Origin of the sequence: Streptomyces sp. NPDC058239, from assembly GCF_042882185.1 — a bacterium.
Lineage (GTDB): Bacteria > Actinomycetota > Actinomycetes > Streptomycetales > Streptomycetaceae > Streptomyces.
Genome location: NZ_JBHVWS010000029.1, coordinates 48,642 through 60,531, shown reverse-complemented (window position 1 = coordinate 60,531; position 11,890 = coordinate 48,642). Strand labels below are relative to the sequence as shown.

The following is an 11,890-nucleotide window of genomic DNA, read 5'->3' as shown; positions in this document are numbered from 1 at the left end:
GGAGGGGGAGGCACCCCTCCTATATGCACAGCACCGACAACGAAGCGAGTTGGGTCCGGCCCGGCCGGGAAGCCGGCCCCGCGGCCGGCGACACCTGCGCCATGACGCCCCTGAGGAGGTGAGCGATCACGATGAGCAGCGCAATGGACAGCGACAACTGTCCGTATGCCGCACATCTACTCAGGGTCATGTCGAGCACCCTACCTCCGCCCCGTATGCACCGCGCGCGGAAACGTATCGCCGCAGCGATACAGGGCTCGGCATCGAGGGCGCCCAGCGACCCGGTACCCCTCGCGGGCAAGGGGTACCGGGCCATGGGCCGTGTGATCACGAGCCGGTCAGCCGGGGGCGTAGACCTTCTCCACCCAGAGAGCGATCTGCTCGTCGGAGAGGTGATGCGCCAGATCGGCTTCGCTGATCATGCCGATCAGCTTCTTGTTCTCGACGACGGGAAGCCGGCGGATCCGATGGGTCTGCATCTCCTCCAGAACCATCTCCACACCCGCCGCCGCGTCGATCCAGCGAGGGGTGCCCTGGGCGAGGTCGCCCGCGGTCATCTTCGACGGGTCGTGTCCCATCGCCACACAGCCGACCACGATGTCGCGGTCCGTGAGTATGCCGATCATCCGGTCCTGTTCGCCTTCGGCCGAGATGGGCAGCGCGCCCACTTTGTGGTCGCGCATCAGCTGGGCGGCGCGGTCGAGTGTCTCGTGCGCGGGGATCCATGTGGCCCCGGTGTGCATGATGTCCTTGGCGGTGGTCATGAGGGATTCCTCCTGCGTGCCGGTGGGCATGCTGTACGACCCCGAGCGAACCCATCGTCATGGGCCCGTTCGGGGCACGCGACCGCTATCACCCGTTCGGGTGCATATGCGGCTCGGAGGGAATCTTTCAGGACCGGGGCTTCGCGCCTCGTGCCGCCAGCATCCGGGCCATCATGTCCAGCTCGGACTGCTGGGACTCGACCATTCCCTGGGCCAGCCGCTTCTCCACATTCACCGTGCACAGCCGGGCGCAGCCGCGGGCCATGTCGATGCCGCCCTTGTGGTGGTCGGTCATCAGCTGGAGGTACAGGATCTCGGCCTTCTTGCCGTTCGCCCTGCGGAGCCGGTCCAGCTCGGTCCTGGTGGCCATACCGGGCATGAGGGAGCCGTCATGGGCCCGGTACCCGGCCCCCGTGCCCGCCGTCCCGTCCATTCCCTCCATGCCGTCCATCGTGTGTCCCTCGTGCCCCGCCGCCATCCAGGCCATCGGCTCCTGTCCGGCGGCCGCCTTCGGCAGCTCCCACAGGTCCAGCCAGCCGAGCATCATGCCCCGCTGGTTGGCCTGTGTATTGGCGATGTCGTACGCGAGACGGCGTACCTCCTCGTCCTTCGTGCGGTCACGCACGATGAAGGACATCTCGACGGCCTGCTGATGGTGAACCGCCATGTCGCGGGCGAAACCGGCGTCCGCCGAGTCCACCGCGGGCGTGCGCGGGGCGGGCGCGGCGGTGTGGTCCGCGCCGTCGTCCCGCGCGGAGGCGACCGTCGCCACCCCCGCGAACAGCAGCGCGAGCGCGACGGCGGAGCCCGCCACCCACTGGATGCGCCGGTCGCGTTTCACCACGGTCACTGGCCCCCCAGTCCGCCCGTGCACGCGGCACCGGGCTCGGGCGTCTGCGGCCCCTGGACGAACTTGGCGAAGAACTGGTCGACCCGCCGGTCATCGGCGCTGTCCACCGTCACCTGATTGCCCCAGGCACTCAGCATGATCGTCCCGGCCTGGCCCTCGTACGGGCTCATCAGCGAGTACGGCGTCCTGCCGACCCGCTCGGCGAGCTTCGCCACATCGGCGGCCGAGGCCTTGTCCGTGTACGTCACCCACACCGAACCGTGCTCCAGCGAGTGCACGGCGTTCATGTCGGCGATCGGCTTTTTGTACACCTCGCCGTCGCAGTTCATCCATACGGGGTTGTGGTCACCGCCGACCGGGGGCTTCATCGGGTACGTGACGGTCTCGGTGACGTGGTTGCGGGTCAGCTTCTTCGCGTCCCACGTCTTCAGCCCCTCGATCGGCTCGGCGGCGGGCTTCTTCTGCTCCGCCGCGGACGCCTTGGCGTCCTCCGCCTGAACGGCCTTCTTCTTCTCCGACGCCTCGGACTTGTCCAGCACCATGTACGAGCCGAAGCCGACCAGGCCCACGACGACGAGGACGCTCAGGCTTATGGCCAGGACACGGTTGCGGCGCTCCCGCGCGCGGTCGGCGTTGCGCATCTGCTCTATGCGGGTCCTGCGGTCGAAGCTCATGTCGTCAGGTCCTTCTGCGAAGGGGCGGGGAGGGACAAGAAGCGGTCGGGAAAACCGGCGCGTACCGGGCTGTTGCGAAGCCGCTCCGCCCCGTGCGCGCCATGGGCGCCGATCGTAGTGGGTGGCCGGGTGCTCCATCTCACTTCGTGTGCGTAATCTGGGTGAAATCCCGGGTCGTGATACTGGAGCTTCCCCCCTACCCCGGGCGGTGGTGCACGGACCGTCTGAACTGCAAGGATGTGGCTATGGACAAGCAGCAGGAATTCGTCCTCAGGACGCTTGAGGAGCGCGACATCCGCTTCGTACGGCTGTGGTTCACCGATGTGCTCGGCTACCTCAAGTCCGTTGCCGTGGCCCCCGCCGAGCTGGAACAGGCGTTTGACGAGGGCATCGGTTTCGACGGCTCGGCCATCGAGGGCTTCGCCCGGGTGTACGAGTCCGACATGATCGCCAAGCCGGACCCGGGTACGTTCCAGATCCTGCCGTGGCGCGCGGAGGCTCCCGGCACGGCCCGGATGTTCTGCGACATCCTGATGCCCGACGGTTCGCCCTCCTTCGCGGACCCGCGCTATGTCCTCAAGCGCATCCTCGCCAAGACCTCCGACCTGGGCTTCACCTTCTACACCCACCCGGAGATCGAGTTCTTCCTGCTGAAGAACAAGCCGGTCGACGGCAGCCGTCCCACCCCCGCCGACAGCTCCGGCTATTTCGACCACACCCCGCAGAACGTCGGCATGGACTTCCGCCGCCAGGCGATCACCATGCTCGAATCGATGGGTATCTCGGTCGAGTTCAGCCATCACGAGGGCGCCCCCGGCCAGCAGGAGATCGACCTGCGGTACGCGGACGCGCTCTCCACCGCCGACAACATCATGACCTTCCGCCTGGTGATGAAGCAGGTCGCGCTGGAGCAGGGCGTGCAGGCGACGTTCATGCCGAAGCCGTTCTCCGAGTACCCCGGCTCGGGCATGCACACCCATCTCTCCCTCTTCGAGGGCGACCGCAACGCCTTCTACGAGTCGGGCGCCGAGTACCAGCTGTCCAAGGTCGGCCGCTCCTTCATCGCCGGTCTGCTCACCCACGCCGCGGAGATCTCCGCCGTGACGAACCAGTGGGTCAACTCCTACAAGCGCATCTGGGGCGGCTCCTCCCGCGCCGCGGGCGCCGGCGGTGAGGCCCCCTCGTACATCTGCTGGGGCCACAACAACCGCTCCGCGCTCATCCGTGTCCCGATGTACAAGCCCGGCAAGACCGGCTCCGCCCGCGTCGAGGTCCGCTCCATCGACTCCGGCGCCAACCCCTACCTGACGTACGCGGTGCTGCTCGCCGCAGGCCTCAAGGGCATAGAGGAGGGCTACGAACTCCCGGCCGGCGCCGACGACGACGTCTGGGCCCTGTCCGACGCCGAGCGCCGCGCGATGGGCATCGAACCCCTGCCGCAGAACCTCGGCGAGGCGATCTCGCTGATGGAGAAGAGCGAACTGGTCGCCGAGACGCTCGGCGAGCACGTCTTCGACTTCTTTCTGCGCAACAAGAAGCAGGAGTGGGAGGAGTACCGCAGCGAGGTCACCGCCTTCGAGCTGAAGGCACTGCTGCCGGTGCTGTAACCGCGGGCCGGCGCTGTCCGGGCGAACGCAAATGGCTTCGGGCCGACGGTCTCGCACCGTCGGCCCGAAGCCGTGTCCCGGCTCAGTCGAACCGGCAGGCCATCTCGTCCAGGATCTCGTCGATCACCTCGGCGGGCTCCCGGGCCAGGTCCTCCTCGATCCACATGCGCATGGCGATCCGCAGCGAGGAGAGGAACGCCGCGGCCAGGACCAGGGGGCGGATCGGGTTCTTTGACGGGCCCTGGCGGGACGCCACGGCCTCGGCCAAGTCCCGTTCCAGGGCTGCGTGGTTGGCGAGCTGCCGGGCGAGCAGTGAGGGGTGCTGCATCGCCAGCCTGGTCCGCAGGGCCCACTCGCGTTCCGGTGGTGCGACCCGTTCGGCGAACTGTGTCATGGCCGCCCGCAGCGCCGCCCATGCGGTCTCCTCGGCGGGCCGGTCGCGCACGGTCCGGACGAGATCCCTGATCTGCTGCTCCTCACCGTGGAGGAGGGCGTCCTCCTTGCCCGTGAAGTAGTTGGAGAACGTTCTGCGGGAGATCCCGGCCGCGTCCGCGACCGCCTCCACCGTGACGTGATCGAAGCCGTGCTCGACGGTCAGCCGCAATGTCGCCTCGTGCACGGCCTGCCTGGTGGCTTCTTTCTTGCGTTCCCGCAGTCCCACAGAGCTCTCCATGGGTTCATTATCGCTGCGACGAGAATAATTGCGCAGTGAGCAAAATTGTTCAGCCGTGCCCGCCGTGCCGCCACCTATGCCGCGACCGCCGCCACCCACGCCGCACGCACCATGGACGAGTCCGCGGCCGCCCCCGGGTATCAGGTGACCTCCACCCGGGCCACGGCGGCGGAACGCCACTGGCAGTGCCGGCGCCTCCCCGAGACATTTCCAGCAAGTGGCCTTCCCGGCCGAAGCATCGCCCGAGGCGCGGCTGGGGTAGTGTGACCCATCCCAACACGGGGACCGACCAAGGAGGTGAGACCCATTACCGCTGTATCAGGCTGGGTGCTCACCCCTCACGATCGCGTGGTCGACCCGACATAATCGACCGCGGAGCGCCCATCGGCTTTCCCGAAAGGCTCCGCTTCATGTCGGTTTCCGCTTCACCGCTCGCCGTTTCCTCCATCGTCACCACACTCCGCGCCGCCGGCTGCGTATTCGCCGAGGACGAGGCGGAGTTGATCGTCTCCACGGCCGCCGGCCACACCGAACTCGCGGCCATGGTCGAACGGCGGGCCGCCGGACTGCCCCTCGAACACGTCCTCGGCTGGGCCGAGTTCAGCGGTCTTCGGATCGCCGTGGACCCCGGCGTCTTCGTACCCCGTCGCCGCACCGAGTTCCTGGTCCGGCAGGCCGCCGCCCTCGCCGGGCCCGGGGCGGTCGTCGTCGACCTCTGCTGCGGTTCGGGAGCCCTGGGCACCGCGCTCGCCGCAACGCTCGACCGGATCGAACTGCACGCCGCCGACGTCGAACCCGCAGCCGTACGGTGCGCCCGCCGCAACATCGGCGACGCGGGCCGGGTGTACGAGGGCGACCTCTTCGAGCCGCTGCCCGGCTCACTGCACGGCCGGGTGGAGATTCTGCTCGCCAATGTGCCGTACGTACCGACGCAGGACGTCGAGCTGCTCCCCCCGGAAGCCCGTATCCATGAGCCGCGCGTCGCACTCGACGGCGGCCGGGACGGCCTCGACGTCCTGCGGCGGGTCACCGCCGAGGCCCCGCGATGGCTGGCGCCGGGCGGGCATCTGCTGGTCGAGACGAGCGAACGGCAGGCGGCACGGGCCGAGGAGACCGTCGCCCGCAGCGGCCTGATCCCGCGCGTCGTCACCTCCGCCGAGCTGTACGCGACCGTCGTCATCGCGACCAGGCCGGGACCTTCGGCCCCTTCCAGGGGCTGAGACGCCGTGCTGCCCGGGCGTTGCGAGCGCACCGCCCGGGCACCGTCGTCGTGCCGGAACCGTTCCATGGGCGTGAGGGTGAACGGGCCCCGCCGATCAGCTGAACCGCCACCGCGTCTGGCTGTACGTGGCGCCCTTGCCGAAGCCGAAGACCGTACGCGGTGACACCTCGAAAACCAACGCCGCACGGCCCGCGTGCCGGAACGTGCCGTCCTGGACGTCGAAGTGCCATTCGGGGCCGTACTTCGACTCCCAGGCCGCGGCCAGCCGGTTCAGCCGGTCTCTGTCCGTCACACGCTCCGCCCGGCCCTCGACCACCACGTCGATCCCCTCCGACAGGGTGTTGTCACCGGTGGTCAGTACCACTTCCGGGTTGGCGGCGAGATTCCGGCCCTTGCGTTCCGACGCGCCCGTGCAGAAGTACAGCGCGCCCTTTGACCACACCCCGATCAGCGGGGTCACATGCGGGCGGCCGTCCGGACGGACCGTGCTCAGCCAGTACATCTCCGCCCTGGTCAGAAGCTCCTTCGCCGCCGACCACGGGCTGGCCGTCGCGCTCTCGTGGCTGTAACGGGTATCCAGCTCGGCGAAGGGTTCGAATCCGGACATGAGGGCCTCCCGGTCGGGTCCTTGAAGCGATCGTGCCCCCGAAGTGCGGACGGCGCACCCGCTACGAATTCATCGGTACGAGGCTAGGCTCGGAACGCTGGAGTGTGTGTGGACGGCGAGCAGGAGAGCACGGAATGACGACGGTGCCGGGGCGCAGGAGCAGTACATTCACCCGACTGCTGCGGCACGGTTTCATCGACCCCTCCGCCGCCGAGCGGCTCCTCGACCTGCCCGAGCTGTCGTCCGTACGCTCCGATCCGGTGCTGCTCGACGCCCTCGGGGCCACCGCCGACCCCGATCTGGCGCTGCGCGGCGTCGTCCGGCTGGTGGAGGCGGAGGAGCCGGACGAACGGCAGGTCCTCCTGGACACCCTCGTCACCGCCAAACCGCTGCGGGACCGGCTGCTCGGGGTGCTCGGGGCGTCCGAGGCGCTCGGTGACCATCTCGCCCGCCACCCCCGCGACTGGCATGCGCTCGTCACCTACGAGGCCACCGATCTGCACCCCGGGGTGGCCGAATTCGAGCAGGGGCTCGCCGGGGCCGACGACCCCGACTCGCTGCGCGTCGCCTACCGCAGGTGCCTGCTGGCCATAGCGGCCCGCGACGTGTGCGGTACGACGGACGTCGCCGAGGCCGCCGCCGAACTGGCCGACCTGGCCACGGCGACCCTGCGGGCGGCGCTCGCCATCGCCCGTACGGCCGCACCCTCCGACGCCGCCCAGTGCCGGCTCGCCGTCATCGCGATGGGCAAGTGCGGTGGGCACGAGCTGAACTATGTCTCCGACGTCGACGTCATCTTCGTCGCGGAACCGGTCGACGGCTACGAGGAGAGCGCAGCCGTGCAGGCCGCCACCCGGCTGGCCGCGCACATGATGCGGATCTGCTCCGACACGACCGTCGAGGGCACCATCTGGCCCGTCGACGCCAACCTCCGTCCCGAGGGCCGCAACGGGCCCCTCGTACGGACGCTGTCCTCGCACCTCGCGTACTACCAGCGCTGGGCCAAGACCTGGGAGTTCCAGGCGCTCCTCAAGGCCCGGCCGGTGGCCGGCGACCCCGAACTGGGCGCGGAGTACGTCGAGGCCGTCTCGCCGCTCGTATGGCAGGCCGCGGACCGCGAGAACTTCGTCGCCGACGTACAGAAGATGCGCCGCCGAGTCGTCGACAACATCCCCGCCGACCGCGTCGACCGCGAGATCAAGCTCGGTCCCGGCGGGCTGCGGGACGTCGAATTCGCCGTACAGCTGCTCCAGCTGGTGCACGGCCGCAGTGACGCCACCCTGCGCAGCGGCACCACCCTGGAGGCCCTTCGGGCGCTCGCCGCGGGCGGCTACGTGGGGCGGGTGGACGCCGCGCAGCTGGACGACGCGTACCGCTTCCTGCGCGCCATGGAGCACCGGATCCAGCTCTACCGGCTGCGCCGCACCCATCTGGTCCCGGAGGACGAGGCCGATCTGCGGCGGCTCGGGCGCTCCCTCGGGATGCGTACGGACCCGCTCACCGAACTCAACCAGGCGTGGAAGCGGCACGCCTCCGTGGTGCGGCGGCTGCACGAGAAACTGTTCTACCGGCCGCTGCTCGACGCCGTCGCCCAGCTCGCGCCCGGCGAGTCCAGGCTCAGCGCGAAAGCGGCGGGGCACCGGCTCGAAGCGCTCGGCTACGCCGATCCGGCCGCCGCGCTGCGGCACCTGGAGGCACTGTCGTCCGGGGTGTCCCGCAAGGCCGCCATCCAGCGCACCCTGCTGCCGGTGCTGCTCGGGTGGTTCGCGGACTCCGCCGATCCGGACGCCGGGCTGCTCGGCTTCCGCAAGGTGTCCGACGCACTCGGCAAGACCCCCTGGTACCTGCGGCTGCTGAGGGACGAGGGCGCGGCCGCGGAGAACCTCGCCCGGGTGCTCTCGGCCGGCCGGCTCGCCCCCGACCTGCTGCTCCGTGCGCCCGAGGCGGTGGCGATCCTCGGCGATCCGCAGGGGCTGAAGCCGCGCAGCCGGGAGCACCTGGAGCAGGAGGTGCTGGCCGCGGTGGGGCGTGCGGAGGGTGCCGAATCCGCCGTCTCCGTGGTCCGTGGGGTGCGTCGGCGCGAGCTGTTCCGGACCACGGCCGCGGACCTCATCGGCTCGTACGGCACGGAGGAGAGCCCCGCCGAGGAGGACCCCGGGGCCCTCGTCGACCGGGTCGGCAACGCTGTCACCGATCTCAACGCCGTCACGATCGCGGGCGCCTTGCGCGCCGTCGTACGCGAACAGTGGGGGGACACCCTTCCCACCCGGTTCGCCGTGATCGGCATGGGCCGTTTCGGCGGACACGAGCTCGGATACGGCTCCGACGCCGATGTGCTGTTCGTCCACTCACCGCGCGAGGGCGTCGACGAGCAGGAGGCGGGCCGGGCCGCGAACCAGGTGGTGTCCGAGATGCGGAGACTGCTGCAACTGCCCACCGCCGACCCGCCGTTGATCATCGACGCGGATCTGCGGCCGGAGGGCAAGAGCGGGCCGCTGGTGCGTACGCTGAGGTCGTACGAGGCCTATTACCGGCGATGGTCGCTGGTCTGGGAGAGCCAGGCACTGCTGCGCGCCGAGCCGATGGCCGGTGACGAGGAACTCGGCCGTGACTTCATCGAGTTGATCGATCTGCTGCGCTACCCGATGGAGGGCCTCGGGGAGGACGCGGTCCGCGAGATCCGCCGCCTGAAGGCCCGGATGGAGTCCGAACGGCTGCCGCGCGGCGCCGACCCGACGCTCCACACCAAGCTGGGGCGCGGCGGGCTGAGCGATGTCGAGTGGACGGTCCAGCTGATGCAGATGCAGCACGGCTGGGTGGAACCGGGGCTGCGGACGACCCGTACCCGCGAGGCGCTGGCCGCGGCGCGCGCGGCGGAGCTGATCTCGGGCGAGGACGCGCAGACGCTGGACGAGGCGTGGGTGCTGGCGACGCGGGTCCGCAATGCGGTGATGCTGGTGCGGGGGCGGCCGGGCGACACGTTTCCGTCGGGGCCGCGTGAACTCACGGCGGTGGGGCGGTACTTGGGGTATGAGCCGGGGCATGTCGGGGACATGCTGGACGACTACCGGCGGATTACGCGGCGGGCGCGCGCAGTGGTGGAGGAGCGGTTCTACGGGGCGTGAGGGGTGGCCGCTGCGGCGCGGGGCCCTTCTCGGGGCTTCCGCCCCGGGCCCCGGTCATCGAGCGCCGGACCGGCTCGGCTCTGCCCGGCGCGCTGAAAAGGCGTCCTCAAGCGCCGGATCGGCTTGATGCGTCCTCCGCGTCCAGGAGTGTGCGGCAATGTCCGATGAACGCGCCCAGCGCCAGTTCGAACGCCGCGTCCGCCCGGCCCGTGCCCACCGCGGCCAGGGCCTCCGCGAGGCGGGGTGTCGTGATGTCGTCGGGGAGTTCCCACATCGTCTCCGGGGCCGCCAGGTCCAGCGCCGAGCCCAGGACCAGATTCTCCAGGGCGATGATCACCGTCATCACCTCGGTCATGGCGAAGCCGACGCCCAGCAGCAGCCGTACCGCGCGCTCGTACTGCTCCAGGACCTTCGGGGCGCGCACCGGTGACGTCGTCAGCAGTGGGATCACGTGCGGGTGGGCTGCGAACGCGGCGCGGTAGGAGCGGGCCCAGGCCGTCATGGCCGCATCCCACGGCTCCAGGTCGAGGGTCGCGGAGTCGATCGCCGCGCAGACGCGTTCCCGGACGAGCTCGACGACCCCGCCCCTTCCGTCCACATGGTGGTAGAGCGACCCGGTCTGTACCCCGAGCCGTCGGGCTATCTGCGGGACGCTGAACCGGCCCTGCTCGTCGATGAGTTCGAGCGCCGTGGTGGTGATGCGCTCCCGGTCGAGCAGCGCCGTGCGCGGCCGTCCCATGTGCGGTTCTCCTGACGTAGGTCTGCACGCAAGTCTGCCGAGAGGTCTTCCCGGATGCCCTGGGGCGAGGCTACATTGCGCAAACCGAAAGCCTTTAGGTTTCTGGTTCACGGTCCCTGCCCCGCCAGTCGCAGAAGGGCTCCCCTTTTCGTATGTCTGCGCCCACCCTCAGGAGAGGCACCCTCGGCACCGCCGACATCGCCTTCTTCGTCATCTCGGCCGCCGCCCCGCTCACGGTGATGGCCGGAGTCGCTCCCATCGCCATCCTGCTCGGCGGCATCGGTGCCCCCGTCGGCTATCTGCTGGCGGGCATCACCCTCGCGGTCTTCGCCGTCGGGTTCACCACGATGAGCCGCCATGTCCGCAGCGGCGGCGCGTTCTACGCGTACATCACCCGGGGGATGGGCCGCCCCATCGGCATCGCCGCCGCCCTGCTCGCGATGCTCGGCTACAACGGCATGGAGATCGGCGTCTACGGGCTCCTCGGATCGGCCACCGCCGACACCGCCCAGGCCCTGTGGGGCATCGACCTTCCGTGGCTGCCGATCTCCCTCGCCGGGCTGCTGCTCATCTGGTACGGAGGCTTCCGCTCCATCGACTTCGGCGCAAAGGTCCTCGGGGTGCTGCTCGTCGCCGAGACCGGCATCCTCGTCCTGCTCGCGGGCGGTGTGCTGCTGGACGGCGGAGCCGACGGGATCTCGCTCGCCTCGTTCGCGCCCGGCAATGTCCTCGTACCCGGCATGGCGGCCGTACTGGCCTGCGCCTTCGCCGCGTTCACCGGCTTCGAGTCCACGGTGATCTACCGGCGCGAGGCACGGAACCCGGACCGCACCGTCCCGCGCGCCACCTATATCGCCGTCGCGTTCCTCGGACTCTTCTACTCGTTCGTCGTCTGGACCGTCATCCAGGCATTCGGCGACGCACAGGTCGTCAAGGCCGCCGCCACCGACCCGGGCGGACTGTTCTTCTCCGCCATCACCCACTACGTCGGCGGCTGGGCCGCGGACCTGATGCACATCCTCATCGTCACCAGCGTGCTCGCCTCGCTGCTCGCCTTCCACAACGCCATCAACCGGTACGGGCTCTCGCTCGCCGAGGAGGGTGTGCTGCCCGCCGCCCTCGGCCGCATCCACCCCCGGCACCGTTCTCCGTACGTGGCCGGTCTCGCCCAGATCGCGCTCGGCGCCGTGATCGTCATCGGCTTCGCGGCGGCCGGCGCCGACCCGTACTCGCAGCTGCTGCTCTGGGTCAACACCCCGGGAATGATCGGCCTGATGGTGCTCCAGCTGCTCGCGGCGATCGCCGTGCCGCTGTTCTTCCGGCGGTTCGAGCACGGCGAGGGCAGGCTCCGTACCGTCGTCGCGCCGGTCGTCGCGGCCGTGCTGCTGGCCGCCGCGATCGTCCTGGTCACGGACAACGTCGATCTGTTCTCCGGGGCCTCGACCGGCGTCAACATCGTGCTCGTCTCGCTGGTGCCCGCGGTCTTCCTGATCGGGCTCGTGCTCGCGCACCGGCTGAAGCGCACCAGACCCGAGGTGTACGCCCGGTTCGCGGCCGAGCCGTCACCGCCGGAGGGGGCCGTGACCGTCCCCGGCCCCGCCACATCCGCCTCCACCACCCTTTAAGGAG

The 11,890-nt window shown here is 69.9% G+C and carries 11 protein-coding genes; 4 read left to right on the top strand and 7 right to left on the bottom strand.

The features are described from left to right. Positions 1–19 precede the first annotated feature (19 nt). The 4 genes from ACFVYE_RS27465 to ACFVYE_RS27450 form a co-directional block, all read right to left on the bottom strand. Positions 20–190 carry a hypothetical protein gene (locus ACFVYE_RS27465; protein ID WP_383973477.1) on the bottom strand — a complete coding sequence of 57 codons (171 nt, stop codon included), beginning with the start codon at positions 188–190 and terminating at the stop codon, positions 20–22. A 148-nt stretch (positions 191–338) separates the two neighbouring features. After that, positions 339–764, bottom strand: coding sequence for a CBS domain-containing protein (locus tag ACFVYE_RS27460; RefSeq protein ID WP_383973479.1), 426 nt, complete (start codon positions 762–764; stop codon positions 339–341). Positions 765–891: 127 nt separating this feature from the next. Next, positions 892–1,608 carry a DUF305 domain-containing protein gene (locus tag ACFVYE_RS27455; RefSeq protein ID WP_389607555.1) on the bottom strand — a complete coding sequence of 239 codons (717 nt, stop codon included), beginning with the start codon at positions 1,606–1,608 and terminating at the stop codon, positions 892–894. Between the two features lie 2 nt (positions 1,609–1,610). Then, entirely contained in the window at positions 1,611–2,288 is a 678-nt protein-coding gene (locus tag ACFVYE_RS27450) for a DUF3105 domain-containing protein (protein ID WP_383973481.1), read from the bottom strand. Between the two features lie 245 nt (positions 2,289–2,533). On the opposite strand from ACFVYE_RS27450, the gene glnA reads away from it, so the two are divergent. Then, on the top strand, positions 2,534–3,895 hold the full coding sequence (gene glnA, locus ACFVYE_RS27445; RefSeq protein ID WP_361447595.1) for a type I glutamate--ammonia ligase: 1,362 nt from the start codon (positions 2,534–2,536) through the stop codon (positions 3,893–3,895). Positions 3,896–3,977: 82 nt separating this feature from the next. Here glnA and ACFVYE_RS27440 read toward each other — a convergent pair whose 3' ends face one another. Further along, positions 3,978–4,568: a TetR family transcriptional regulator gene (locus ACFVYE_RS27440; protein ID WP_383973483.1), complete on the bottom strand. Its 591-nt coding sequence runs from the start codon at positions 4,566–4,568 to the stop codon at positions 3,978–3,980. 410 nt (positions 4,569–4,978) lie between these two features. On the opposite strand from ACFVYE_RS27440, the gene ACFVYE_RS27435 reads away from it, so the two are divergent. Continuing rightward, complete coding sequence (locus ACFVYE_RS27435; RefSeq protein WP_383973485.1) at positions 4,979–5,788, top strand: putative protein N(5)-glutamine methyltransferase; 810 nt, start codon at positions 4,979–4,981, stop codon at positions 5,786–5,788. A gap of 96 nt (positions 5,789–5,884) precedes the next feature. Here the strand turns inward: ACFVYE_RS27435 and ACFVYE_RS27430 are convergent, their stop codons facing one another. Further along, a complete protein-coding gene (locus tag ACFVYE_RS27430; protein ID WP_389607538.1) occupies positions 5,885–6,397 on the bottom strand; it encodes a pyridoxamine 5'-phosphate oxidase family protein in 513 nt (170 codons plus the stop codon). Positions 6,398–6,531: 134 nt separating this feature from the next. On the opposite strand from ACFVYE_RS27430, the gene ACFVYE_RS27425 reads away from it, so the two are divergent. Next, positions 6,532–9,522 (top strand): bifunctional [glutamine synthetase] adenylyltransferase/[glutamine synthetase]-adenylyl-L-tyrosine phosphorylase, encoded by a 2,991-nt coding sequence (locus ACFVYE_RS27425; protein WP_383973488.1) that lies wholly within the window; start codon positions 6,532–6,534, stop codon positions 9,520–9,522. A gap of 106 nt (positions 9,523–9,628) precedes the next feature. Here the strand turns inward: ACFVYE_RS27425 and ACFVYE_RS27420 are convergent, their stop codons facing one another. Next, positions 9,629–10,261: a TetR/AcrR family transcriptional regulator C-terminal domain-containing protein gene (locus tag ACFVYE_RS27420; RefSeq protein WP_389607537.1), complete on the bottom strand. Its 633-nt coding sequence runs from the start codon at positions 10,259–10,261 to the stop codon at positions 9,629–9,631. A 152-nt stretch (positions 10,262–10,413) separates the two neighbouring features. Here ACFVYE_RS27420 and ACFVYE_RS27415 point away from each other — a divergent pair, with 152 nt between their 5' ends. Then, positions 10,414–11,886: an APC family permease gene (locus ACFVYE_RS27415; RefSeq protein ID WP_389607536.1), complete on the top strand. Its 1,473-nt coding sequence runs from the start codon at positions 10,414–10,416 to the stop codon at positions 11,884–11,886. Positions 11,887–11,890: the final 4 nt, after the last annotated feature.